Consider the following 23528-nt stretch of genomic DNA (forward strand, 5'->3'; position numbering starts at 1 on the left):
CGCCCGACCCCATCGATTCCTGGCCCGGCCGCGCGCGCCGGTCAGGTACTCAAGCGTGCCTCGAACACCGTATCCAGCGTCAGCCGCGTGCCGGCCGGCTGCTCGCCATCGAGCCGGTCCAGCAGCAGTTGTCCCGCGCGCCGGCCCAGCTCGGCCGCGTCCACGCCCAGCGTCGTCAGTCCCTGGACCCATTGCGGCGCGCTGCCGTCCTCGGTGAAGCCCAGCACCGCCAGGTCCTGCGGCACGTGGAGGTCGCGGTTGTGGGCCTCCGACACCGTGGCGGCGGCCAGCAAGTCCGAGGTACAGAACACCGCATCGAAGATCGTATTAGTGGCCAGCAGGCGCAGGAACGCCATGCGGCCGTCGTTCAGCTGCTGTGCCTCGGGTTGCACGATGTCGGCGACCACGGCCAGCCCCAGCGCGGCCGCGCTGCCGAGGAAGCCTTCGCGGCGGGCCCGTTCCCACGGGGTGTCGGCGCTGACACAGGCGACACGGGCATGGTCCTTTTCGGCCAGATGGCGGGCGGCCAGGCGGCCCGCCTCGGTATTGTCGATCGTCACCAGGCTGTCCAGCGGGGTGGCGGGCAGGCTCCAGGTCTCCACCACCGGGATTTCCAGCGCCGTTACGGCGGCGCGCAGTTGCGGGTCGTCGAGCGGGCCGATGACCAGCGCCGCGGCCGGGGCCAGTTGGGCCAGTAGCGGTAGCAGGGACGCATCACGCCACGGGCCGGCGGCCAGGTAGTAGCCGGCGGGCGCCAGCCGTTCGGCGCATGCCTGCACGGCACGGGTGGCTGGCGCAAGATCCAGCCGGGGGGCGATCAGGACGATAGGGCGGAGCGGGGACAGGGTGGACATGAGGGGAGGCGGCGCGAATTCGTCAGGCGTGACGATAACCCGGCGCGACCCGGTGCCGGGTCTTTCGGGGTGGATTCGGGCACAGGGGGTAAAATGTCCTCTTTTGTCTCAGACCGCAACGCCCTGCGCGCCGGTCGTGAAGGTGTTCCATGTCCACGCTTGCCGAGTCGTCTGTGCCCTCGAACGAAGCCGCCGCCGCGCCCGCGGAAACGGCGTACGATCCGACGCAGAAACAGAAATCCCAGGCCAAGACGGCGCGCATCCCGATCAAGATCGTTCCCGCCGAGCGCCTGAAGAAGCCGGAATGGATCCGCGTCAAGGCGGCCCAGCCGGGGTCGCGCTTCTACGACATCAAGCGCATCCTGCGCGAGCACAATCTGCACACGGTGTGCGAGGAAGCGTCCTGCCCGAACATCGGCGAATGCTTCGGCAAGGGCACGGCCACGTTCATGATCATGGGCGACAAGTGCACCCGCCGCTGCCCGTTCTGTGACGTGGGCCATGGCCGCCCCGACCCGCTCGACACCAAGGAACCGGAAAACCTCGCGCGCACCATCGCCGCGATGAAGCTGTCGTACGTGGTGATCACCTCGGTCGACCGCGACGACCTGCGCGATGGCGGCGCCGGCCATTTCGTCGACTGCATCACCCACATCCGCGAACTGTCGCCCAGCACGCGCATCGAGGTGCTGGTGCCCGATTTCCGCGGCCGCCTGGATCGCGCCCTGACCATCCTGAACGCCGGCCCTCCGGACGTCATGAACCACAACCTGGAAACCGTGCCGCGCCTGTACAAGCAGGCCCGCCCGGGTTCGGATTACATACACTCGCTCAAGTTGCTGGCCGAGTTCAAGAAGCTGCACCCCGACGTGCCGACCAAGTCGGGCCTGATGCTCGGCCTGGGCGAGACCGACGAGGAAATCCTGCAGGTGATGCGCGACATGCGCGAGCACAACGTCGACATGCTCACCATCGGCCAGTACCTGCAGCCGTCGGAACACCACCTGCCAGTGCTGCGCTACGTGCATCCCGACACCTTCGCGATGTTCGAGCGCGAAGCCTATGCGATGGGCTTCTCGCACGCGGCGGTGGGCGCCATGGTGCGTTCGTCGTACCACGCCGACGAGCAGGCGCATGCGGCGGGCGTGCCCAACTGAGGGCCGCATCATCGCCACGCCAGAATGAAAAATGCCCCGCGAGGGGCATTTTTCATTCCGTGGCCTGGCGCGACACCCGGCTGGTCCAGAACACGTCGGGCCGCCCCGCCTCGCGGTTCAGATAGCGCGCCAGCACGAACATCAGGTCCGACAGCCGGTTCAGGTATTGCCGCACAGGGGCGTTCACCGCTTCCTCGCGCGCCAGCGCCACCACGGCGCGTTCGGCGCGGCGGCAGGCGGTGCGCGCCAGGTGGGCCTGCGCCGCCGCGCGCGAGCCGCCCGGCAGGATGAATTCGCGCAGCGGCGGCAGGGCCGTGTTGTAATGCGCCAGCCGCGTATCCAGGTGCGCCACCTGGGCGTCTTCCAGCGCGACATGGCCGGGAATGCACAATTCGGCACCCATATCGAACAAATCGTGTTGGATCGTCAGCAGATCGGCGGCCACGTCGGCCGGCATGGGCTCGGTCAGCAGCAGGCCGATGACGCTGTTCAGTTCGTCCACGTCGCCCAGCGCGGCGATGCGGGCCGCGTCCTTGGGCACGCGCGACCCGTCCCCCAGTCCGGTGCTGCCGTCGTCTCCGGTGCGGGTGGCGATGACTGAAAGGCGATTGGCCATGAAACGTCCTTTGCAAACAACCGTCAGAATTGTTGCGTTATTGCGGGGAAACTATTGCACGAGGACGGTATCCTAGCATTGTGGAAAGCGTGCGCGGGCCGCAAGGCCGGTATGGCGCTTTCGTCGCAATCGGAGGATAAAGCATGGCTTTCAACCGCAAGTACGCAACGCCCATGGCTGTCGCCACCGCGATGGCCGTCGTGTCGCTGGCCACGCCGCTGGCGTTCGCGCAGCAGGCCGAGGCCAGCGGCGAGGTGCGGCGCGTGGACCCGGGCGCGGGCAAGGTCACCATCAAGCACGACGCCATCAAGGCGCTGGACCTGCCGGCCATGACGCTGGTGTACGACGCCGATCCGGCGTTGCTGGCCAAGATCAAGGCCGGCGACAAGGTGCGTTTCACCGCGGAGCGCAAGGATGGCAAGTACGTGGTGACCGCGATCACCAACTGAACTGCCTGGCCGGGCGCCGCCGGTGCGTCCGCCTGGCGACAGATTCCGCCGCCGGAGGTTTCGGTGGAGGTGGCCTTCGCAGGAAAAAGGCCCGCCGCAATTGCTTGCGGCGGGCCTTTTCGTATTCGTGCCGCCGGCCAGGCCGGGACGCGAGGCTTAGAGCACGTAGCGGGCCAGGTCCTGGCTGCTGGCGGCTTCGGCCAGTTGCGCGTTCACGTAGGCGGCATCGATCTTGACCGTCTTGTCGGTGCTGGAGGTCGCGTCGAACGACAGTTCGTCCAGCAGCTTTTCCATCACGGTGTAGAGGCGGCGGGCCCCGATGTTCTCGGTGGTTTCGTTGACCTCGTAAGCCAGTTCGGCCAGCCGGCGCACGCCTTCTTCGGTGAATTCCAGCTGCACGTCCTCGGTGGCCATCAGCGCGGTGTACTGCTTGGTCAGCGAGGCGTCCGTATCGGACAGGATGCGCACGAAGTCCTCGGCGGTCAGCGATTCCAGTTCGACGCGGATCGGGAAGCGGCCCTGCAGTTCGGGAATCAGGTCCGACGGACGCGCCAGGTGGAAGGCGCCCGAGGCGATGAACAGGATGTGGTCGGTGCGGACCATGCCGTAGCGCGTGTTGACGGTGGTGCCCTCGACCAGCGGCAACAGGTCGCGCTGCACGCCCTGGCGCGAGACGTCGGCGCCGCCGCTTTCCTGGCGCGCAGCGATCTTGTCGATCTCGTCCAGGAACACGATGCCGTTCTGCTCGACGTTGTTGATCGCGGCGGTGCGCAGGTCTTCCTCGTTGACGCGCTTGGCGGCTTCCTCGTCGACGATCAGCTTGAAGGCTTCGCGCACCTTCATCTTCTTGGATTTCTTCTTGTCGCGCGCCATCCCGGCGAACATGCCGCGCAGCTGCTCGGCCATTTCTTCCATGCCGGGGGGCGTCATGACGTCCATGTGCGGCGCGGTCTGGGCTACTTCGATCTCGATTTCCAGATCGTCGATCTTGCCCTCGCGCAGGCGCTTGCGGAACGTCTGGCGGGCGCTGTTGTCCTCGCCGCGCTCGGGCTCGCCCGAGGTGCCGCGGGGCGGCGGCACCAGGGCGTCGAGGATGCGGTCTTCGGCGGCGTCCTCGGCCTGGGTGCGCACGCGGCGCATTTCCAGTTCGCGGGTCTGCTTGATCGAGTATTCGGTCAGGTCGCGGATGATGGTGTCGACATCGCGGCCGACGTAGCCCACCTCGGTGAACTTGGTGGCCTCGATCTTGATGAACGGCGCGTTGGCCAGCTTGGCCAGGCGGCGCGCGATCTCGGTCTTGCCCACGCCGGTGGGGCCGATCATCAGGATGTTCTTGGGGTGGATCTCGTGGCGCAGCGGCTCGGCCACCTGCTGGCGGCGCCAGCGGTTGCGCAGGGCCACCGCCACCGCGCGCTTGGCGCGGTTCTGGCCGACGATGTACTTGTCGAGTTCGGAGACGATCTCTCCGGGCGTCATGTTGGATGCGGACATGAGGGCGGATCCTTGAAGCAGGGCTGGGCTGGGAGACGGGCCGCGGCGCCCCGGACGGGCGCCGCGAGGTTGGCGTCAGTCGCCCAGCGTCTCGATGACGTGGTTCTGGTTGGTGTAGATGCAGAGGTCGCCGGCGATCTCGAGCGATTGCTTGACGATGGTCTCGGGCGCCAGCTCGGTATTGCGCAGCAGCGCCAGCGCGGCGGACTGGGCATAGGCGCCGCCCGAGCCGATGGCGGCCAGGCCGTGCTCGGGTTCGAGCACGTCGCCGTTGCCGGTCAGCACCAGCGTGTGCTCGGCGTCGGCCACGATCAGCATGGCTTCGAGCCGGCGCAGGACGCGGTCGGTGCGCCAGTCGCGGGTCAGTTCGACCGCCGCGCGCATCAGGTTGCCCTGGTGTTTCTCGAGCTTGGCTTCGAAACGCTCCTGCAGCGTGAACGCGTCGGCGGTGGCGCCGGCGAAGCCGGCCAGGATCTTGTCGTGATACAGGCGGCGGATCTTGCGCGCCGTGCCTTTGATGACGATGTTGCCCAGGGTGACCTGGCCATCGCCGCCGAGCGCGACGCGGTTACCGCGACGCACGCACACGATGGTGGTGGCGTGAAATTGTTCCATGCGTTCCTTCCTTTGAAAGGACTAGCTGGGGGCGATGCGGACGAAATCAAGCCTTGCGGGTCGATGAAAATCGATCCGCGCGTCGCGCCTTCGGCTTTGCTGGCGCAGATTGCGGGCGCTTTCGCCCCGAGGCGGTGCGGCAATGAAAAAAGGCCATGCTGGAAACCAGCATAGCCTTTTGGTGTGGCGCTTGAATAACGGGACGGATCAGTCGCCGTACAGCTTCTGCCGCATTTCGCGCCGTTCCTGCGCTTCCAGCGAGAGGGTGGCGGTGGGACGGGCCAGCAGGCGCGGGATGCCGATGGGTTCGCCGGTTTCCTCGCACCAGCCGTATTCGCCACTGTCGATGCGGGCGATGGACTGTTGCACCTTCTTCAGCAGCTTGCGCTCGCGGTCGCGGGTGCGCAGCTCCAGGGCGTGTTCTTCCTCGATGGTGGCGCGGTCGGCGGGATCCGGCACGAATTGCGTTTCACGCAGGTGCTCGGTGGTTTCGCCGGCGTTGGCCAGGATGTCCTGTTCGAGTTGTTTGAGCCGTTCCTTGAAGAACGCCAGCTGGCGTTCGTTCATATAGTCGGACTCGGGCATGGCCAGCAATTCCTTCTCGCTGGGCAGATCAATCGCCGTATCGCTCGTCGACTTGCTTGATTTTTTGGTTGCTGCCTTGGTAGCCATGAAAACACTCCACTATGAATCGATCCTGGCGCGGGCTTGTCTTCCCGGTCCGTGTGCTTGCTGCCTACGCTATTCGTACCTCACAGTACTGCCTTCGTCGCACCGCGTCACGTATCCAAAAAGGGGATCACCCCGCCAGGCACTGCTCCAAGCCCCGGGTAAAAATCTCCTGGGGCAGCTTGCGGCCAATGAAGACCATCTTGGTGGACGGCTTTTCGGCCGCGGTCCACGGTTTGCCGGGTTCGGCGCCCATCATCATGTGCACACCCTGGAACAACATGCGGCGGTTGATGCCCTTCATGTACAGGATGCCCTTGTAACGCAACAGGTCCGGGCCATAGACCTGCACCACGCCGCCCAGGAATTCCTCGAGGCGGGCAGGATCGAACGGCTTGTTGGAGCGGAACACGAAGGCGCCGATCTCGTCGTCGTGCTTGGGGTGGTGATGATGCGCGTGATTGCAGTGCGCCCCGCATTCGCCGTCGTGATCGTGGTCATGGTCGTGACCGTGGTGGTCGTGGCCGTGATCATGATCGTGGCCGTGCCCGTGGGCATGGCTGTGGGCGGCATCGGGATGCTCATCGGCCAGGAAGTCCGGGTCGATGTCCAGAATGGAATTCAGGTTGAAGCCGCTGATGTCGATGATCGACTTCAGGTCGGCGTCGCCGAAGTTGACCGCGGTGATGGGCGCGCGCGGATTCATGCGCAGCAGGCGGTTGCGCAGCGCTTCGTAGTCGACTTCGTTGACCAGGTCTTTCTTGGAGATCAGGATGCGGTCCGCGAAGCCAACCTGCTTCTGGGCTTCGGGCTGTTCATCCAGCGTCGCCATGCCGTGCTTGGCGTCGACCACCGTGACCACCGCGTCCAGGCGGTAGTACTCGGCGATGTCGTCGTCCATGAAGAACGTCTGGCACACCGGGCCAGGATTGGCCATGCCGGTGGTTTCCAGGATGACGCGTTCGAAATTCAGGGTGCCGGCCTCGCGCTTGGCGCGCAGCTCGGACAGGGTGCGCATCAGGTCGCCACGCACCGTGCAGCAGACGCAGCCGTTGGACAGTTCGATGATTTCCTCGTCGCTGTCCTGCACCAGCAGGTCGTTGTCGATGCTTTCCGGCCCGAATTCGTTTTCGATGACGGCGACGCGGCGGCCGTGGAATTCGGTCAGGATGCGCTTGAGCAGGGTGGTCTTGCCCGCACCGAGAAAGCCGGTGAGGATGGTGACGGGAACCATTTTGTCCAAACTGCGCGGGGTGTTCATGGCGAAGCTGCTTGCGTGAAGTAAAGGCGGTTAGACACGGCGGTCAGGCGCTGGGGTCTGGCGGGCGGCAGCGGGTGCCGATTGCCTGCCAGACATCGCTCGACCGATGTTACTGCCACAGGCTGCGAGGGCCGCCGTTAGCGGCCGGACGCAGGATTACAGCACAGTCGGGGGCGGGGGGCAAACCCCGGGCCAACCCGGGGGCGTAGCCGCCCAGATCGCGGCTGTACGCCGTCAAGTATCGGGCGATATCACTATTTTGGGGCGATTTGCCGGATTTCAAGGGCCGGATCGAGGCGCACCCGATGGGACGGGCGACCGGTGAGCCCGTCGGGCGCCGGCGGCCGTGCCCGATGCCTTCAATGATGATGGTGATGGTGCCCGCCATCGGCGGGTTGCTGCTTCTGGCACTGCGGGCACAGCGCGCGGATTTCGGTCTCGTGGGTGGCCAGCGTGTAGCCGGTCTGGGCGACGCGCTCGGCCAATTGCCGGCTCATGGCGGGATCGGACACCTCGGCCACCGCGCCACAACTGGTACAGACCACCAGCAGATCGTGGGGAGCGCCGCCAGCGTCGTGGCAGGCGCTCCAGGCGTTGACGGCGTCCAGTCGGTGGATCAGGCCTTCGTCCATCAGGAAGTCGAGGGCGCGGTACACCGTCGGGGGCGCGGCGCCCGGATGCACTTCACGCATGGCGTCGAGCAACTCGTAGGCTTTCAGGCTGCGGCCATGGCGCAGCAGCAGTTCCAACACCTTGCGGCGGATGGGGGTCAGGCGGCGGCCGCGTTGTTCGCACAGCGCCTCGGCGACGCTGAGTTGGGCGCCTACGGTGTCGCTGCGGGGAGAGCGGGGCGGAGCGGGCATGGCGGGTTTCATCTGGAAAGGGAACGCGCGCGAGCGCGCGAGATGCCTGGAAGGTAGCAGAAAACCTCCAGGTGCGGGCGAAACCCTCCCATTCAAGCGGGTGTAGTTATGATATAACATAATAATATTCCGCTGTTTCTCTTCGTCATGTCCCATTTTTCGCTTTTGCCCCCGCGGTCCGGCGCCGCGCCGGGTCCGGGCGCCTCCTTGCGCTCCGCTTTCCTCGCCTCCGCCTGGCGCCGCATGGCTGCCGCGCTGGCCGCGGCGGCGGCGTTGTGGGCGTTGACCGGCTGGGCGCTGGACTGGTGGGCGCGATGAGCGTTGCGCCGGTGGCCATCGAGTTGTGCAACGCCTCCTTCGGTTGGCATGGCCATGCCGCCTTGCGCGGCGTGTCGGGCCGCTTCGAGGCGGGCGCGATGACCGCCGTGGTCGGTCCGAACGGGGCCGGCAAATCCACCTTGATCAAAGGCATCATGGGCGTATTGCGGCCCCTGTCCGGCAGGGTCAGCGTCGGCGGCGTCGGCCGTTCCGAACTGGCGTGGTTGCCGCAGGCCGCGGAGCTGGATCGCTCCTTTCCCGTGACGGTGCTGGACCTGGTCGCGATGGGAGCCTGGCGCCGGGTCGGCGGTTGGCGGCGCTATGGCGGCGAAGAGATCGACCGCTGCATGCAGGCGTTGCAAACCGTTGGCCTGGCCGACATGGCTGGCCGGGGGATCGATACGCTGTCCGGCGGACAGCTGCAGCGCACGCTGTTCGCGCGCATGCTGGTGCAGGATGCGCCGGTGTTGCTGCTCGACGAACCCTTTACCGCTGTCGACAGCCATACCGCCGATGAACTGATGGCGTTGCTCTGCGGCCTGCACGGCCAGGGGCGTACGGTGATCGCGGTGCTGCACGACATGGACCTGGTGCGTGACCACTTTCCACAGTGCCTGCTGCTGTCCGGTTCGGTGGTGGCGTGGGGCGATACCGCCGAGACGTTGACCGAGGCGAATCTGAAGACGGCGCGCCAATGGCACGCGAGGGCCTTCGCATGAGCGTGTCGCAATGGTTGATCGGCCCCTTTCTCGACTACGGCTTCATGCGGCGCGCGCTGGCTGGCGCCAGCGCCCTGTCCCTGGGGGCCGCGCCGCTGGGCGTCTTCCTGGTGCTGCGGCGCATGAGCCTGATGGGGGATGCCATGTCGCACGCGATCCTGCCGGGCGTGGCGGCGGGCTTCCTGCTGGCCGGCCTGTCGTTGGGCGCGATGATGCTGGGCGGCATCGCCACCGGGCTGGCCGTGGCGCTCCTGGCCGGCCTGGTCGCGCGCCTGACGCCGCTGCGGGAAGACGCCAGCTTCGCCGCCTTCTACCTGATATCGCTGGGCCTGGGGGTGCTGCTGGTGTCGCTGCGCGGGTCGAACATGGATCTGCTGCACGTGCTGTTCGGCACCGTGCTGGGGCTGGACGACGCGGCGCTGCTGCTGGTGACGGCAACGGCCAGCATCACGCTGCTGGCATTGGCCGCGCTTTATCGCATGCTGGTGGCGGAATGTCTCGATCCGGGCTTCCTGCGCGCCAGCGGCGGCCAGGGCGGCTGGGTCCACATGGGCTTTCTGGTGCTGGTGGTGGTGAACCTGGTGGCCGGCTTCCAGGTGCTCGGCACGCTGATGGTGGTCGGCATCATGATGCTGCCGGCCGCGGCCGCCCGCTTCTGGATGCGTTCGGCTGCCGGCCAGATCCCGCTGGCCGGCGGCGTTGGCGTGGCCGCTTCGGTGACGGGCCTGCTGGTGTCGTATCACTTCAACGTGCCGGCCTCGCCCGCGATCATCCTGGCGGCCGGCGGTTGCTATCTGTTTTCCATCGTCTGCGGCCCGTATGGCGGGCTGCTGCGGGCGTCGCGCGCATCGCGCCGGGCCTGAACCCTCAAGGAGATTCGCTATGCGTTCCATTCTGCCGGCGTTCCCGCGCCGCCGCGCCTTGCTGGCCGCCGCCGGCCTGTGGCTGTCCACGGCCTTCGGCGCGGCGCATGCCGCCGAACCGCTGCCGGTCGTGGCGAGCTTTTCGATCCTGGGCGACATCGTGCGCGAGGTGGGCGGCGACGATATCAAGCTGGGCACGCTGGTGGGCCCGGACGGCGACGCCCATGAATACGAGCCAACGCCAGGCGATGCCAAGAAACTGGCGGCTGCCAGGATACTGTTCGTCAACGGCCTGGACTTCGAAGCGTGGTTGCCGCGGCTGGTGAAGGCCGCGGGCTTCACGGGTCCGACCGTCGTCGCCTCCAAGGGAGTGACGCCGCGCAAGTTCGCCGGCCATGAGCATGGCAAGCACGATCACGGCCATGGCGACAAGGACCATGACCATGACCATGACCATGGCGCTGGCGAGGGCCATCACCATCATGGCGACGCAGACCCGCACGCCTGGCAGAACCTGGCCAACGGCGTGACCTATGCGCGCAATGTGGCCGAGGGCCTGGCCGCCGCCGATCCCGCCCACGCCGACGCCTATCGCAAGCGCGCCGATGCCTACATCGCCCGCCTTCAGGCCGCCGATACCGCCGCGCGCAAGGCCTTCGCCGCGATCCCGGCCGAACGCCGCAAGGTAGTCACCTCGCACGACGCCTTTGGCTATTTCGGCGATGCGTATGGCGTGGATTTCATTGCGGCAATGGGCGTATCGACCGCGGCCGAACCGTCCGCCGGCGACGTGGCGCGCATCATCGAGCAGGTCAAGCGCGACAAGGTGCCGGCGGTGTTCGTCGAGAACATCACCAGCCCGCGCCTGGTGCAGCAGATCGCGCGTGAAACGGGCGCCAAGGTGGGTGGTACGCTGTATTCCGATGCGCTGTCCAAGCCTGGACAGCCCGGCGCCACCTACCTGGAAATGTTTGAATGGAACGTACGTCAGCTCACCGCCGCATTGCGGCCCTGATCGCTGTCACGGGCGCACTGGCGGCCAGCACCGCCGGCGCCCATCCGCACATGTGGATCGATGCCCGCGCCGTGATCGACCTGGACGAGCAACATCGGGTCACGGCCGTGAGGCAGGTCTGGCTGTTCGACGAAATGTTCGGCGCCTATGCCACCCAGGGTCTCAAGAAGGGCAAGGGCGGCGCCCTGCCCGACGACACCTTGAAGACCATGGCGCAGGATTGGATGAAGGCGCTGGGCGAGCCGGTGTCGCATTACTTCACGCGTGTCACCGTGGCCGGCAAGAGCGCGGTGTTCGCCGCGCCGCGCGATGCGCGCGTGACCTGGAACCCCAAGACCGGTCGATTGGCGTTGGCGTTCACCTTGCCGCTGGCCGAGCCTGCCGCGCTGGACCCCGCCGGCGCCCAGGTCGATATCTATGACCCGACCTATTTCGTGGCGTACGCCTTCGAAGAAAAAGGGGCGGTCGCGTTGGGCGGACCCGGCGCGGCGGCCTGCAAGCAGGCTTACCGCAAGCCCAAGGAACTGGATTGGAACACCATGCAGCAACTGGCCGCGATCCCGGCCGATCCGGATGCCCTGCCGGAAGAGCTTTTCGCCATCACCAAGGGGCTGACGCACCGCATCGAGGTGCAATGCTCCTGACGCGGGGGCGGCCCATCGCGGCGGCCGCGTGCGCGTGGCTGCTGGCCCTGGGCGCGCTGGCCTGGACCGGCATGGCCGCGGCGCAGGGCGCCCATCCTTTCGGCGTGCCGGAAAGCGGCGCGGGGCTCGCGGGCGGTCCCGGTTGGTTGTCCGCGTTTTTCGGCCAGGTGTCGGTATGGCAGACGCATTTCTATCGCCAGCTCACTGCCGCCGTGCGTGCCTGGCAGGCCGACGGCGGCGCTGCCTGGACGCTGATCGGCCTGTCTTTTGCGTACGGCGTGTTCCACGCGCTTGGGCCGGGACACGGCAAAGCGGTGATTTCCTCTTATGTGCTCGCCAATCGCCAGACGGCCCGCAATGGCGCGCTGCTGGCGTTGCTGTCGTCGTTGGTGCAGGCCCTGGTGGCCATCGCGATGGTGGCGGCGCTGGCGTTGGTGTTCAACGCCACGGCGGCGGTGATGAATCAGGCGACGCGTTGGCTGGAGCTGGCATCGTATGCGTTGGTGACGTTGCTGGGGGCCTGGCTGGTCTGGATCAAGGCGATCCGGCCGTTGTTGCGCCGTCGGCGGGCCGCGGCAATGGCCACGGTCGCAGCGCCGACACCCGTGGCGTCCGCCCCGGCCTTGAAGGGCGCCGCGGCCTTGCGAGCCATCGCCGTACGGGCCTCGGCGCCGCATGGGGATGCGGCGGCACCTGCCCAACCGCATGACCATGCCCATGGCCATGCGCATCACGACGATTGCGGCTGCGGCCACGCGCATGTGCCGCCGCCCGACCAGGTGGCGGGGCCGTTGAATTGGCGTCGCGCCTGGTCCGCGATCTTCGCGGTGGGCCTGCGGCCGTGCAGCGGCGCGTTGATCGTGCTGGTGTTCGCGTTGTCCCAGGGATTCTTCCTGGCGGGGGTGGCGTCGGCGCTGGCGATGGGGCTGGGCACCGGCCTGACCGTGGCCGCGCTGGCCTGCCTGGCGGTCGCGGCCGGCGGCGCCGCCACGACACTGGGATCCCGCCTGTCGGGCGTGGCGGCGGTGCGGTTGCGCTACGGCGTGGAAGCGTTGGCCGCCCTGGCCGTGCTGGCATTGGGCGTGTTGCTGTTGGGTGGCATGCTGGCCGGCGGCGGATGAGCGCGCCCGGTGCTCAGGATTTGCGGCCGGCGCGTGGATGCGCCTGGTCGTAGGCGCGCGCCAGGTGTTGGAAATCCAGCCGGGTATAGATCTGGGTCGTGGAGATATTGGCGTGGCCGAGCATTTCCTGCACGGCGCGCAGATCCTGCGCCGATTGCAGCACATGGCTGGCGAAGCTGTGGCGCAGCACGTGCGGATGCACGTGGGTCGGCAGGCCCGCAGCCTGCGCGACGTGCGCCAATTGCAGTTGCACCACGCGCGGCGAGATGCGGCGTCCGCGCGCGCCCAGGAACAGCGCGGCGGCATCTGACGGCGATGCGGCGGGCGGGGCCAGTTGCGGCCGGGCTTCGATCCAGCGTTGCAGCGCCGCCACGGCCGCCTGGCCCACGGGTACGGAGCGGCGCTTGCCGCCTTTGCCCAGCACGATCACTTCCGCTTCATCCAGATTGAGCCAGCCGCGCGATTCATAGTCGGCCGAGCGCGCGTAGCGCAGGTCGAGCCCGACCAGTTCCGACAGGCGCAAGCCGCTGGAATACAACAATTCGAACATGGCCTGGTCGCGCAGCGCGGCCGGTTCGGTCGCCACTTTGGCAGGTGCGCGGTCCAGCAGGGCCTGCGTCTGTTCCACCGACAGGGCCTTGGGCAGGCTGCGCGGCGCCTTCGGCGCGCGCACGCCGGCGACCGGATTGCCGGCCAGGCCGATGGCGGGCGCCCACCACTGGTAGAAGCCGCGCCAGGCCGCCAGCGTGCGGGCCAGGCTGCGCGGACCGCGGCCCTGGGCATGCAGCCGCGCGACGAACTGGCGGATGTGGCCGTTGCCGAGCCGCTCGAGGGGCAGTTTGGCGCGTTCGGCAAGTGCGTGCAGGAAACCCAGCTCGCGCCGGTAGCCGTCCAGCGTGTGGGGGGAATAGCGGCGGTTGCTTTCCAGATGGCGCAGCCATGCGGCCATCGGATCGGGCAGGGGAGCGTCCGGCGCCGGGTCCTGCATGGCGTGTTCCGGGGCTCCCGCGCTCATGGCTGGATCACGCCTTGGGGGCGGCCGGGTTCAACCGGTGCAGCGCGGCCGAGGCCAACTGGCCGATGGACTCAAGGAACGCGGTGCCCATGTCGGGCGTGAAACGCTCGGCGTCGTCCGAACCCAGCACCAACAGGCCCACGCTGGCGCCTTCGGCCTCCAGGCGCAGGGGCACCAGCGCCAGCGACTTGGGCTTGGCGTCCAGCCAGGCGACCGCCTCGAAGGCCGTGTCGGTGCCGCAGTACGGCGCCTTCAGGCTGTCGGTGAAGGTGCGCACGTCCTGGCTGACGGGTTCGCCGTAGCCGGTTTCGGGCAGGTCGGGCAGGTTCCACAGGCGCAGCGCCACGTGGTTCAGTTCGAACTGTTCGGCCAGCCCCAGGGCGATCTCGCCAGGCACCAGCTGCGGATCCGGTTCCGACAACAGTCGGCAGCACCATTTGGAGATGTGGCTGCCGATGGTTTCGTTGGCGGTGGCGTTGCGCACCAGTTCGTTCAGGCGCCATTCGAGTTCGCGGTTGCGTTCGCGCAGCGTGAGGATCTGGCGTTCGCCCAGCGAGATGGCGCGCGAGCCGTGCGGATGCGGCACCTGCAGCGTGGCGAAGACGTCGGCGTGTTCGTCGAAGAAGCCGGGATGTTCCTGCAGGAAAGCGGCGATGTCCTGGGCGGTGAAAGCGGTATCGGTCATGGGGTCAGCGGTTCAGCGCCATGGAGAAGACGAGCTTGTCGATATCGACCTGGCCCGTGAAGACGGATTCGGCAGGGCCGGTCAAGCGCAGTTGTTCGCCATTCCAGGCGATGGTCAGCACGCCGCCGCGCGTCTGCACGCGCACCGGGGAGTCGAGCAGACCGCGGCGGATGCCGGCAGCGACGGCGGCGCAGGCGCCGGTGCCGCAGGCCAGCGTCTCGCCGGCGCCGCGCTCATGCACGCGCAGGCGGATGCTGTGGCGATCGACGATCTGCATGAAGCCGGCGTTGACGCGGCGGGCGAAGCGAGGATGGTTTTCGATCAGCGGGCCGACGATGGCGACGGGCGCGGTGTCGACGTTGTCCACCACCTGCACGGCGTGCGGATTGGAAATGGCCACGGCCGACAGGGCCACGCTGCGCGGCAGGCCGGCGGGCACGTCGAGCTCCAGCTGCCAGAGCGTGTCCTGGCCTTCGGTGCGCGAGGCCAGGCCGGCGGTGTCGAACGGCAACGCGGCCGGGTCGAAACGGGTGCTGCCCATGTCGACGGTGACCTGTTCGTCGTCGCCTTCGTCCAGCACCAGGATGCCGGTGGCGATTTGGGCGCGCAGCGGGTTACGGTCGGACAGGCCTTGTTCATGCACGAAGCGCACGAAACAGCGGGCGCCATTGCCGCAATGCTCGACCTCGCTGCCGTCGGCATTGAAGATGCGGTAGCGGAAGTCGGCATCGGGCCGGGTGGCGCGTTCGACCAGCAGGATCTGGTCGGCGCCGATGCCGAAATGGCGATCGCCGAGGGCGCGGGCGCGCTCGGGCGTCATTTCGATGGCCTGGCGGACACCGTCCAGGACGACGAAATCGTTGCCCGCGCCATGCATTTTGGTGAAATTCCAGTTCATGGGAGGATTATCGCCCATTCTGGCCCTGAAAACCGCGCCGCCGCACGGCGCATGTCCGAACGCGCGCTAGTAGATCTTGGGCTCGCCCGGCGGCCGCGTCTTGAAGCGGCGATGCACCCAGTAATACTGGCTGGGACAGCGGCGCACCCAGGCTTCCAGTTCCCGGTTCAGGCGCGCGGTGGCCTCCTCCAGCGTATCGTCGCCGGGGAAGTTCTCGAGCGGCGGCAGTACTTCGGCATGGTAGCGGCCTGTTTCCGGGTTCCAGAAATCCAGGATGGGCAGCACCGCCGCATTCCATTTCTTGGCCAGTTGGGCGGTCGCCAGCAGGGTCGCCGCGGGAATGCCGAAGAACGGCACGAATACCGAGCCCTGGCGGCCGAAATCCATGTCTGGCAGGTAGTACACCGGCCGCGGTGCGCGCAGATGGCGCAGCAGTTCGCGCACGCCGTCCTTGCGGCTGACCAGGAAGACCTCGTTGAAGCGGGCGCGTCCGGCCGCGACGACCGCGTCGATGTGCGGATCGCTTTGCGGCGTGTACATGGTGGCCGCGCTCGGCACTTCCATGGTGAGGCGGGTGGCGGCGGCATCCAGGCCGATGAAATGCGGCGCCAGCAGGATGACCGAACGGCCCTGGGCGGTCAGCTCGTTGATGCGCTCGGCGCCGCTTTGCGTGACCATGTCCTGGATTGCCTCGGGCGTGCCGTACCACAACACGCCGCGGTCGACGATGGACTGCGCCAGCGCCCTGAAGTGTTCGCGCACCCAGCGTTCGCGCACCTGCGCGGGCTGTTCGGGGAAGCACAGCTCGAGGTTGCGGCGCACGATGCGGGTGCGCGATCTGGCCAGCCGCATGGCGAGCCAGCCGAGCGCGGCGCCGATGCGTTGCCGGTTGGCGGGCCGCATGCGGCCAAACCACTTCAGCAGGGAGACCAACGTGCGCGTTTTCGAATCGTTCATGGGTAAAAAGCGTGGGACCAGGGCGGCGGGACGGAATGGGGCGACGGCCTCAGCCGGAGGCGGCGGCGGTGTCGTCGGCTGGCGCCGGGGGCGCGCCGCGAGGGGTCTTGTAGCGGTTGTAGCTCCAGAGATACTGCTGCGGGCAGCGGCGGATCAGGGTTTCCATGGCGGCGTTGAGCAACGCCGCCTGGGCCTGGGGATCGGCCGGCAGCGGTTCCGGCACCCGCACGTAGTGGATGCGCCAGCCGCGCCCGCCCGGCAGGCGCTCGCCCGCGGTCAGGATGATCGGCACGCCGGTCTGGGTGGCCAGCTTGCCCGGCAGCGTCATGGTGTAGGCCATGCGTCCGAAAAAAGGCGCCCAGACGCCGTCGCCGACGCCCGGAGCCTGGTCCGGCAGCATGCCGACGGATTCGCCGCGTCGCAGGGCGCGCACGAATTCGCGCACGCCCTGCATGGTCGCCGGCACGGCATTGACGGCCGAGCTGTTGCGCGCGGTTTCCAGCAGCGGCGCCAGGATGTCCTTGCGCGGCGGGCGGAACATCACGGTCATGGGCATCAGGCGGGCCAGGTAGCGCGCGGTGATCTCGAAACAGCCCAGGTGCGGGGTCAGGAACAGGATGCCGCGGTTTTCGGCGCGGGCGGCGCTGACCACGTCGTTGTCATCGGAAACGACCTGGGCCAGGCTTTGCTCGTTGCGAAACCAGACCCGCGGCATTTCCAGGATCATGGCGCCGGCCTCGCCCGCCGCCCGCCGGGCAAAGGCCGGCTCGGGATAGCCCGCCTGCGCCGCATTGGCCTGCAGGCGGCGCCGGTACTTGCCCGGAAACGCATACGCGGCGCGGCCAAGCAGGCGTCCCAGCGCGTGCGCGACGGGCAGGGGCAAGGAGGCGAACAGGCGAAATAGGACGAGCAGCATGCGGCAAATGAGCGATATCGGGCATGGTGATGCCGGTGCTCGCGGGAAAGACCCCACCCCCGGCACAAGCATAAGACCGACATTTTCGCTTAAAATCGACCCGTCGCCGAGTTAACCGACAACTTGCGGGGCGACGGCAGGATACCGATGCGTCATGCATCGCTTGCCAAATCCGCTAAAGCGTCGCGCCCAGATCAGCGTATGCCATGCAGTCCGGGGTGCAACGCGCCTCGTGAACCCAATGTTCCGGTTGTACCGGACACGAAAGGACGCATCTGTGGCCAATAACGACTTTCTCTTCACTTCCGAATCCGTTTCCGAAGGACACCCCGACAAGGTAGCCGACCAGGTTTCCGACGCGATTCTGGACGCCATCTTCACCCAGGACCCCAACGCCCGCGTGGCGGCGGAAACCCTGTGCAACACGGGCCTGGTCGTGCTGGCCGGTGAAATCACCACCACCGCCAACGTCGACTACATCCAGGTCGCGCGCGACACGATCCGCCGCATCGGCTACGACAATACCGAGTACGGCATCGACTACAAGGGTTGCGCGGTGCTGGTCGCCTACGACAAGCAATCGCCCGACATCGCCCAGGGCGTGGACCGCAGCTCGGAAGACTACCTGAACCAGGGCGCGGGTGACCAGGGCCTGATGTTCGGCTACGCCTGCGACGAAACGCCCGACCTGATGCCGGCCCCGATCTGGTACGCGCACCGCCTGGTGCAGCGCCAGAGCGAACTGCGCAAGGACGGCCGCCTGCCGTGGCTGCGCCCCGACGCCAAGTCGCAAGTGACGTTCCGCTATGTCGACGGCCGCCCCGCGGAAGTCGACACGGTGGTGCTGTCGACCCAGCACGCGCCGGAAGTCACGCAAGAGACCATCCGCGAAGCGGTCATCGAAGACATCATCAAGCCCAGCTTCCCCGAAGGCCTGATCACGCCCAAGACCAAGTTCCTGGTCAACCCGACCGGCCGCTTCGTCATCGGCGGCCCGCAAGGCGATTGCGGCCTGACCGGCCGCAAGATCATCGTCGACACCTACGGCGGCGCATGCCCGCACGGTGGCGGCGCGTTCTCGGGCAAGGATCCGTCCAAGGTCGACCGTTCGGCCGCCTACGCCGCCCGCTACGTGGCCAAGAACATCGTGGCGGCCGGCCTGGCGCGCCAGTGCCAGGTGCAGGTCAGCTACGCCATCGGCGTGGCCGAGCCGATCAACATCACCGTCTACACCGAAGGCACCGGCGTCATCCCCGACGACCAGATCGCCAAGCTGGTGCGCGAGCACTTCGACCTGCGTCCGAAGGGCATCGTCAACATGCTGGACCTGCTGCGTCCGATCTACACCAAGACCGCCGCGTATGGCCACTTCGGCCGTTCCGAGCCGGAATTCTCGTGGGAAGCCACGGACAAGGTCCAGGAACTGAAGAAGTCGGCCTGAGCGTCGCGCCTTCGCAAAAAAGCCCCTGCACGCAGGGGCTTTTTTTTCGGCCGGGGTTGGAATCAGAGACCCCAGGCTGACAGGTCGGGCGTGCGCAAGGCCGGCGCCAGGATGCGTTCCATCGCGGCGGCGCAGTCCAGCAGCGCGGCATCCGCGCCGGCGGGCGCCAGCAACTGCACCGCCATCGGCATGCCGTCGACGTCATGGCCGGCCGGCAATGCGATGGCCGCCGCGCCCAGGAAGTTGGCCGGACGCAGCAGCTTGCCCAGGCCGGTGTGGCGCGTGTCGGCAGGGTCCAGCGCCTGCGCGGCCTGGTCGCAGGCCGGCATCAGCAAGGCATCGATGCCCTGCATGGCGGCGGCGAACGTGGCCATGTCCGCATGCCGCCGTTGCAACGCGGCGGCGTAGTCGGCCGGCGCGATGCGGCCGCCGGCGGCGATGCGCGTGCGCACCACTTCCCACAGCGGTTGATCAGGGTCGTCGGCCAGGTGGCCGAAATGGCGGTAGGCCTCGTAGGCCAATACTAGCGAGTTGTCGTCCGCCATGCGCGCGAACGACAACGACGCCGGCGGATGCCAGGCCTCGGGCGTGATGCCGGCCTGGTCCAGCCGTTCCTGCGCTTCGTGCCAGATCCGCAGGCCTTCGTCGGCCAGTGTCGCGGGCCAGGCCTGTGGCGCCAGCACGGCCACGGCGCCGCCACGGCGGGCGGCCGGACGCCGCAGGGCGGCGATGCTGGCAGCGGGCAGGGCCAGCGTGGCGACATCATCGATGTCGGGGCCGGCCAGCAATTGCGTCAGCAGGCGGGCGTCGGCCACGCTGCGGCAGATCGGCCCCAGCACGTCCAGCGTTTCGGACAAGGGCAGGCAGCCAGCGCGGCTGATCACGCCAGAGGACGGCTTGTAGCCGACCACGCCATTGAGCGCCGCTGGCGCGCGCACTGAGCCGCCGGTGTCGCCGCCCACCGCCAGGGGCGCCAGGCCGGCCGCCACCGCCACGCCGGCCCCGCTGGACGAACCGCCGGGCGCGCGCGCGGTGGCGGCATCCCACGGGTTGCGGGCCGTGCCCTGTGTCGGGTTCTGGCCCGACAGGCCGAACGCGAATTCAGTCATGCGGGTCTTGCCCAGGATCACCATGCCCTGCGCGGCCAGGGCGCGCGCGGCGGCCGCGGTTTCGTCGCTGATGACGCCGCTGCGGGTTTGCGAGCCGCCGCTGGCGACCGTGCCGGCCCAGTGCAGGCTGTCCTTCACCGCCACCGGCACGCCGTGCAGGGGCCCCATCGAGATGCCGGCTGCCAACAGCCGGTCGGCGGCTTCCGCCTGGGCCAGCGCGCGCTCGGCCGTGACCTGGCTGTAGGCGGCCAGCGCCGGCGCGCGCTCGATGCGGTCGAGAAAGTGGACGGTGACCTGGCGGGAGCTGATTGCGCCGTCACGGATGGCGCGCGCGAGTTCGCGGGCTTCGCGGAAATGCAGGGGAGTGTCTTGGTCGGGCATGGCGCTCACGGAAATGGAAAAGCTTTCCGGCCCTGGCGGAGCCGGAAAGCGCTGTGGGGAGGCGTCGGGGCGCGGTTGCGCACGCGTCGGGGATTACTTCAGTGACTGCCCGCGGGTCTCCGGCATGCGGATGAAGGTGATCAGCGTGATGACGGCGCCGGCCAGCACGTAATAGAAGAACCAACGCTCCATGCCCTTGCTTTGCAGCCAGGTCAGCAGGTACGGGGTGGTGCCGCCCAGCAGCGCCACGACCAGGTTGTAGGGCGTGCCGATACCGACGGCGCGCACGCTGGTGGGGAACTGCTCGGACATGATGGCCGGCGCGATCGAGGTGTACATGGCGTACAGCACCAGGCCGAATAGTTCGACGGCGAGGATCGAGCCGAACGACGGGCCCAGCGTGGTCATCAACGGGTAGAAGAACACCAGATAGCCGGCGGCGAAGAAGATCAGCTGCGGCTTGCGGCCGATGCGGTCCGACAGCATGCCGAACACGGGCTGCACCAGCATGAACACGATCAGCGCGACGGTGTTGGCGGCGAACGCGACCTGCGGATCGGCCTTGACCTGGCGGATGGCGTAGGTCGGCACATAGGCCACGAAGATGTAGAACGCGAACGTGGTCAGGATCGAGAAGCCGACGATGCGCAGCACTTCACGCGGATGTTCGCGCATCAGGGTGCGCAGCGGCTGCTTTTCGACGCCGGCCTTCTTGGCGTGCGAGAACGCCTCGGTTTCCGGGATCGCGCGGCGGATCCACATGCCGGCCAGGCCACCCAGCGCGCCCAGGAAGAACGGAATGCGCCAGCCCCAGTCGGCCATTTCGGCCTTGCTCAGGGTCGAGGTCAGCAGCCAGCCCACGGCGGACGCGGCCAGGATGCCCACCGCGGCGCTGAAGAAGACGAAGCTGGAATAGAAGCCGCGCTTGTTGGGCGGCGCCATTTCCGCCAGGAAGGTCGTGGCCGAGGCATACTCTCCGCCCAGCGACAGGCCTTGCAGCAGGCGCGCGGCGGTCAGCAGCAGCGGGGCGGCCAGGCCGATGGTGGCGTAGGTCGGGGTGACGGCGATGATCAGCGAGCCGCCGGCCATCATCAGGATGGTCAGGCCCAGCGCGGCCTTGCGGCCATAGCGGTCCGAGAAGATGCCGAGCACCCAGCCGCCGACGGGCCGCATGAAGAAGCCAACGGCAAAAATGCCGAAGGTCGCCAGCAATGCGGCGGTTTCGTTGCCCTCGGGGAAAAACTGCTTCGAAAAGAAGATGGCGAACGACGCATAGATGGTCCAATCGAACCATTCCACCGCATTGCCTACACTACCGGCCAGAATCGTGCGGGCGCGCGACACGGGCGCGGCGTTTGCCCCCTGCGTGGCGCGCAGGGTTGCGGAAGGGGTACTCATAACGTCCTCTGTTTTATTTTTGGTCAAATAGACCGTTAAATTTTGTGTTTTTATCAATGCGCGAACGTTAGATTAATGAATATAGTCACGTCAAGTAAGGGTAAGCCCCTAATGCCGGCGCTCGATGACACCGATCTCGCCTGCCTGATCGCCCTGCAGGCCGACCCGCGCGCGTCCTGGCGCGAGCTGGGGGCGGCCACCGGTATCGCCGAACGCACCGTGGCGCGGCGCATCAAGCGGCTGATGGACGCCGACGCCCTGCGGGTCATCGCCGAAGCCGATCCGCTGGCCACGGGTCGCGGCGTGGTGCTGCATGCCTGGGTGCGCTGCCGGTCGGGACGCGTGGCCGAGGCGGCCGACGCCCTGGCGCAGCTTGGCATCACTCAGCTCGTGGTGACGCTGGCCGGCACGGCCGATTTGATGGCGGAACTGACGCTGGCGGACGCGGCCGACATGCCCGACGTGGTGACGCGGGTGCTGCCGTCGATCGATGGCGTCGAGCATGTGGAGGCGCGATTGGTGCTGCGGCCATTCCGCCGCGCTGGTCAATGGCGCATCCAGGCCGGCGACGCCTCGCCCGAGGGGCCGGAGTCCGCCGTTACGCAGCCGCCCGCAGCGCTGACCGAGTCCGAACAGCGCATCGTCGCGCACCTGATGCGCGACGGCCGCGCCAGCCTGGCCGAGCTGGCCGCGCATGCCGACGTCAGCGAGCCCACTGCCCATCGCCTGCTGCAGCATCTGGTGGAGCGGCGCGCGCTGAGCTTTCGCGTGGAAGTCGAGCCCGCCCTGGTGGGCTTTCCGGTCGAGGCGGTGATCTCGGTGCAGGTGCGGCCGCAGGCGGTCGATGCCCTGGCCGCGCACCTGGCGCTGGATCCGAATACGCGCTGCCTGTTCGGCACCAGCGGCGCCTCGCAACTGTTCTGGCACGTGCTGTGCCGCGACAGCCTGCACCTGTGGGACGTGGTCACGCGCAGACTGGGTGAACTCGATGGCGTGTTGGCCAGTGAAGTGGGCGTGGTGATGCGCGCCTACAAGCGCTGCGGCATCGTGCGCGAGGGCGCGCGGCTGGGTGCTGACGCCGCCTGAGTCTGCGCAAAAGCAAGCCTGGTGTGCCAGGCTTGCTGCATTCAGGTGCCGAGGTAGGCGCGTGCCAGCGCCCCATCCGCGGCGATTTCCCGCGCCGTGCCGTGCGCCGTCACGCGGCCGGACTCCAGCACGTAGGCGCGGTCGGCCAGCGCCAGCGCCAGCGCGGCCATCTGGTCCACCAGCAGGATCGTCATCGATTCCGCCCGCAGCCTGTCCAGGGCTTCGAACAATTCGTCGATGATCTTCGGCGCCAGGCCCAGGGACGGCTCGTCCAGCAACAGGATCACCGGCTTGGACATCAGCCCGCGCGCGATCGCCAGCATCTGCTGTTCGCCGCCGGACAGCAGGCCGGCCCGCTGGTGCAGCCGCTCGCGCAGGCGCGGAAAACGCGTCAGCATCTCCTCTACGCGCGCTTCGCGATCGGCCGGATGCAGGAAGGCGCCCAGCCGGATGTTGTCGAGCACGCTCAGGTCCGGGAACACCTGCCGCCCCTCGGGCACCAGGACCAGCCCTCGCGCCACGATGCGGTCCGCGCTCAGCCCCTGCAATTCCTGCCCTTGCAGGTGCATGCCGCCCTGGACGGGCCGGTGCAGCCCGGCCAGCGTGCGCATTAGGGTCGATTTGCCGGCGCCATTGGCGCCCAGCAGCGCCACCATTTCGCCCTCGCGCACCTGCAGGTCGATGCCATGCAGCACCGGGTTGGCGCCGTAGCCGGTGGTCAGGTTGCCCACGCCCAGCACTTCCGGCGCGACGCCGCCGGTAACCGGACGCGCACGCGCCGTGGGCGCCTGGCGCGCCGCATCGTCGCCCAGGTAGGCTTGCCGCACGGCTTCGGACTGCTGGATCTCGCGGGTGGATCCCTGCGCCAACTCGCGCCCCGCGTCGATGGCGACAACGTGGTCCGAGACGCCCATCACCAATGCCATGTCGTGCTCGACCAGCAGCACGCCGGCGCCGGCGTGCTGCTGGTCGAGCACGACATGGCAT

Annotated in this window: 24 protein-coding genes; 9 read left to right on the plus strand and 15 right to left on the minus strand. The window is 67.9% G+C overall.

The genetic code is table 11. From position 1 onward, the window contains the following. Positions 1-41 precede the first annotated feature (41 nt). Entirely contained in the window at positions 42-854 is an 813-nt protein-coding gene (locus DK459_RS00240) for a substrate-binding domain-containing protein (protein ID WP_054443615.1), read from the minus strand. 149 nt (positions 855-1003) lie between these two features. Between DK459_RS00240 and lipA the strand changes: the two genes are divergently transcribed. After that, positions 1004-2011, plus strand: a complete 1008-nt coding sequence (lipA, locus tag DK459_RS00245) for a lipoyl synthase (RefSeq protein ID WP_047993157.1) — start codon at positions 1004-1006, stop codon at positions 2009-2011. Between the two features lie 52 nt (positions 2012-2063). Here lipA and DK459_RS00250 read toward each other — a convergent pair whose 3' ends face one another. Further along, a complete protein-coding gene (locus DK459_RS00250; protein WP_024070722.1) occupies positions 2064-2627 on the minus strand; it encodes a cob(I)yrinic acid a,c-diamide adenosyltransferase in 564 nt (187 codons plus the stop codon). A 143-nt stretch (positions 2628-2770) separates the two neighbouring features. Between DK459_RS00250 and DK459_RS00255 the strand changes: the two genes are divergently transcribed. Beyond that, positions 2771-3076 (plus strand): copper-binding protein, encoded by a 306-nt coding sequence (locus DK459_RS00255; RefSeq protein ID WP_006389749.1) that lies wholly within the window; start codon positions 2771-2773, stop codon positions 3074-3076. Positions 3077-3232: 156 nt separating this feature from the next. On the opposite strand, the gene hslU is transcribed toward DK459_RS00255, so the two are convergent. From hslU to DK459_RS00280, 5 genes are all read right to left on the minus strand, one after another. Further along, positions 3233-4567 carry an ATP-dependent protease ATPase subunit HslU gene (gene hslU, locus DK459_RS00260; RefSeq protein WP_020925902.1) on the minus strand — a complete coding sequence of 445 codons (1335 nt, stop codon included), beginning with the start codon at positions 4565-4567 and terminating at the stop codon, positions 3233-3235. 75 nt (positions 4568-4642) lie between these two features. Beyond that, positions 4643-5182, minus strand: coding sequence for an ATP-dependent protease subunit HslV (hslV, locus tag DK459_RS00265; protein WP_006389751.1), 540 nt, complete (start codon positions 5180-5182; stop codon positions 4643-4645). A gap of 207 nt (positions 5183-5389) precedes the next feature. Further along, entirely contained in the window at positions 5390-5854 is a 465-nt protein-coding gene (dksA, locus tag DK459_RS00270; RefSeq protein ID WP_006389752.1) for an RNA polymerase-binding protein DksA, read from the minus strand. 127 nt (positions 5855-5981) lie between these two features. Continuing rightward, positions 5982-7112 (minus strand): GTP-binding protein, encoded by a 1131-nt coding sequence (locus DK459_RS00275; RefSeq protein WP_110134346.1) that lies wholly within the window; start codon positions 7110-7112, stop codon positions 5982-5984. 359 nt (positions 7113-7471) lie between these two features. Then, a complete protein-coding gene (locus DK459_RS00280; RefSeq protein ID WP_006389754.1) occupies positions 7472-7975 on the minus strand; it encodes a Fur family transcriptional regulator in 504 nt (167 codons plus the stop codon). 314 nt (positions 7976-8289) lie between these two features. On the opposite strand from DK459_RS00280, the gene DK459_RS00285 reads away from it, so the two are divergent. Genes DK459_RS00285 through DK459_RS00305 form a run of 5 tightly spaced genes read left to right on the plus strand, consistent with a single transcriptional unit; the run spans position 8290 to position 12655 of the window. Continuing rightward, complete coding sequence (locus DK459_RS00285) at positions 8290-9012, plus strand: metal ABC transporter ATP-binding protein (RefSeq protein ID WP_035184230.1); 723 nt, start codon at positions 8290-8292, stop codon at positions 9010-9012. Next, positions 9009-9875 (plus strand): metal ABC transporter permease, encoded by an 867-nt coding sequence (locus tag DK459_RS00290; protein WP_006389756.1) that lies wholly within the window; start codon positions 9009-9011, stop codon positions 9873-9875. The genes DK459_RS00285 and DK459_RS00290 overlap by 4 nt, the downstream gene beginning before the upstream one ends. Positions 9876-9894: 19 nt before the next feature. After that, positions 9895-10890, plus strand: coding sequence for a metal ABC transporter substrate-binding protein (locus tag DK459_RS00295; protein WP_006389757.1), 996 nt, complete (start codon positions 9895-9897; stop codon positions 10888-10890). A gap of 50 nt (positions 10891-10940) precedes the next feature. Continuing rightward, positions 10941-11534: a DUF1007 family protein gene (locus tag DK459_RS00300; RefSeq protein WP_233256734.1), complete on the plus strand. Its 594-nt coding sequence runs from the start codon at positions 10941-10943 to the stop codon at positions 11532-11534. After that, on the plus strand, positions 11525-12655 hold the full coding sequence (locus DK459_RS00305; RefSeq protein ID WP_110134348.1) for a nickel/cobalt transporter: 1131 nt from the start codon (positions 11525-11527) through the stop codon (positions 12653-12655). The genes DK459_RS00300 and DK459_RS00305 overlap by 10 nt, the downstream gene beginning before the upstream one ends. 13 nt (positions 12656-12668) lie before the next feature. Here DK459_RS00305 and xerC read toward each other — a convergent pair whose 3' ends face one another. The 5 genes from xerC to DK459_RS00330 are packed head-to-tail and all read right to left on the minus strand — an operon-like array spanning position 12669 to position 17126. Then, positions 12669-13643, minus strand: a complete 975-nt coding sequence (gene xerC / locus DK459_RS00310) for a tyrosine recombinase XerC (protein WP_006389760.1) — start codon at positions 13641-13643, stop codon at positions 12669-12671. 34 nt (positions 13644-13677) lie between these two features. Beyond that, the gene (locus DK459_RS00315) at positions 13678-14355 is read right to left on the minus strand and encodes a DUF484 family protein (protein ID WP_024070714.1); all 678 of its coding nucleotides are present in this window, start codon (positions 14353-14355) and stop codon (positions 13678-13680) included. Positions 14356-14359: 4 nt separating this feature from the next. After that, positions 14360-15271, minus strand: a complete 912-nt coding sequence (dapF, locus tag DK459_RS00320) for a diaminopimelate epimerase (RefSeq protein ID WP_054448280.1) — start codon at positions 15269-15271, stop codon at positions 14360-14362. A 48-nt stretch (positions 15272-15319) separates the two neighbouring features. Continuing rightward, entirely contained in the window at positions 15320-16210 is an 891-nt protein-coding gene (locus tag DK459_RS00325; protein WP_020925911.1) for a lysophospholipid acyltransferase family protein, read from the minus strand. A gap of 49 nt (positions 16211-16259) precedes the next feature. Then, positions 16260-17126 (minus strand): lysophospholipid acyltransferase family protein, encoded by an 867-nt coding sequence (locus DK459_RS00330; RefSeq protein WP_006389764.1) that lies wholly within the window; start codon positions 17124-17126, stop codon positions 16260-16262. Between the two features lie 277 nt (positions 17127-17403). Between DK459_RS00330 and metK the strand changes: the two genes are divergently transcribed. Continuing rightward, entirely contained in the window at positions 17404-18567 is a 1164-nt protein-coding gene (gene metK, locus DK459_RS00335; RefSeq protein ID WP_049052072.1) for a methionine adenosyltransferase, read from the plus strand. A 62-nt stretch (positions 18568-18629) separates the two neighbouring features. Here metK and DK459_RS00340 read toward each other — a convergent pair whose 3' ends face one another. Both DK459_RS00340 and DK459_RS00345 read right to left on the minus strand, forming a co-directional pair. Beyond that, positions 18630-20057, minus strand: a complete 1428-nt coding sequence (locus DK459_RS00340) for an amidase (RefSeq protein ID WP_110134349.1) — start codon at positions 20055-20057, stop codon at positions 18630-18632. Positions 20058-20150: 93 nt separating this feature from the next. Next, complete coding sequence (locus DK459_RS00345) at positions 20151-21455, minus strand: MFS transporter (RefSeq protein ID WP_006389768.1); 1305 nt, start codon at positions 21453-21455, stop codon at positions 20151-20153. A 111-nt stretch (positions 21456-21566) separates the two neighbouring features. On the opposite strand from DK459_RS00345, the gene DK459_RS00350 reads away from it, so the two are divergent. After that, entirely contained in the window at positions 21567-22541 is a 975-nt protein-coding gene (locus DK459_RS00350; RefSeq protein WP_233256733.1) for an Lrp/AsnC family transcriptional regulator, read from the plus strand. A gap of 41 nt (positions 22542-22582) precedes the next feature. On the opposite strand, the gene DK459_RS00355 is transcribed toward DK459_RS00350, so the two are convergent. Then, the coding region (locus tag DK459_RS00355; protein WP_146221859.1) for an ABC transporter ATP-binding protein at positions 22583-23528 on the minus strand (946 nt) is incomplete at its 5' end.

It is taken from the genome of Achromobacter sp. RW408 (assembly GCF_003184165.1).
GTDB classification, from domain to species: Bacteria; Pseudomonadota; Gammaproteobacteria; order Burkholderiales; family Burkholderiaceae_B; genus Achromobacter; species Achromobacter xylosoxidans.